The organism is Autumnicola lenta, assembly GCF_031846515.1.
GTDB lineage: Bacteria > Bacteroidota > Bacteroidia > Flavobacteriales > Flavobacteriaceae > Autumnicola > Autumnicola lenta.
This window is the reverse complement of sequence record NZ_JAVRHO010000058.1, coordinates 1-1569: the sequence shown is the minus strand read 5'-3', so window position 1 is coordinate 1569 and position 1569 is coordinate 1. Positions and strand designations below refer to the sequence as shown.

The window sequence follows — 1569 nt, the reverse complement described above, 5'->3', positions numbered from 1 at the left end:
CTGACTTCCGCATTTTAACACCCAAAATTAAAAATAGAGTTTAGGTATTTTTGTTCCTCTGTGTTGAAAAGAATTTTACTTCTGATGTCGCCGTTTTGAGGGAGTTTTACTGATACCTCCATAATGTTTTCAGCAATTTCAATTGCGGCGTTAGCACTTAATCCTGCATTTTTTTGCTTAAGTTGCCGCTCAAGCTCCTTGTAGACCTTGTATGCTACGAAAGAAATGCAGATGTGTGCTTCAATTCTTCGCTGCAGCCTTTGATAGATGGGACGGATCTTCAGGTCTGTTTTAGCAATCCTAAAAGCTTGTTCGATTTTCCATAGATGTTGGTAGTTTTCAAGGATCTGGTCCTTGGGTAAGCGTGCATTGGAGAGGTAGCCTTTTAACCCATCCCACCGGGTATCTTGCTTGAGCTTCTCGTGATCGATGGCTACGTTGATCTCCCCTTCAAGCTTTAAGAACTTATTGTAGCCCCTGTTGTTGATGTTAGATTTGGTAAGTTTTCCTCTGCGTATGTGCTTTTCCAGCTTTCTAAGTCCCTTTTCGCGGTTGTAGCGGTCCTTTTTAGCTCTAGCGTCTGAATAGGTGATAATGAGCTTCAGATTTCCTTTTTTGATGACAGCACTTTCTCCGTTGCTTAGATCAAGAGCCAGTATCTGTTCCTTAATAGAACTAGTTTCATTTTTAATCCTGGCACCTAATATAAATTCATAACCCTTTTCCTGTAATTCCTCTACATTGCCCTTGGAGAGTAATCCGCTGTCAGCGATAATGACAAGCTTCTCAAGATCATATTTTGCCCTAAAAGTATCCACAACAGGAAGCATTGTATGGCCTTCAAATTTATTGCCTTCAAAAATCTCATAAGCCAATGGATAGCCATTCTTGCTGACCAAAAGGCCTAGAACAATTTGAGGGTTCTGATGCTTGCCTTCTTTGGAAAAACCTGTCTTGCGAAGTTCATCTTCCTGGTCAATTTCAAAATACAAGGTGGTCACATCATAGAATACCACACTAATGTCATTGTTGAGAATCTTCAGGGTATGCTTATAACTGATGTCCTGTACAAGTTCCTTTTGCTTGCCGTGTAGTTTATCCAGATCACGGTAGATCTGGTCTTCATCATAATGGATCTGCTTGAAACGATATAGGTAATCTTTTGTCTTAAGCTTACTTTTAGGAAAGGCAACTCTGGCAATTACCAGCTCCCTAAAGAGATCATCTTCCACTTTATTAAACCCAATCTCATCAAAAATTCTTCCCAATAGCAAGTCGTAGCCGACTCTTTTCATTGATGTTATGGAATTTATGAAGCTCTCAAAAACAGAATCCACATCAGAAAAATCAAACTCAGCTGACCCTGATCTTTCTCTAATCCAATTATTGGCTTTATTTATCAGGTTTCCCTCATCAGCTTTGGTGTTGGCACCCCCAAAACTTTCCACTACTTTATAACGGCCAGAACTTTTGTCAACAACCTGAACATAAGTTTTACCATTTCTTGATTTTAATCGTCGAACAAACATAAAATCAAAGATAATGATCAAATTAACACCCAAATTGAGC

1 protein-coding gene is annotated in these 1569 nt (G+C 39.3%); it reads right to left on the bottom strand.

Annotated features, from left to right (window positions below; all coding sequences use genetic code 11):
* Window positions 1-14 precede the first annotated feature (14 nt).
* Window positions 15-1529 (bottom strand): IS1634 family transposase, encoded by a 1515-nt coding sequence (locus RM545_RS17395; RefSeq protein WP_432264599.1) that lies wholly within the window; start codon window positions 1527-1529, stop codon window positions 15-17.
* Between the last annotated feature and the right edge of the window lie 40 nt (window positions 1530-1569).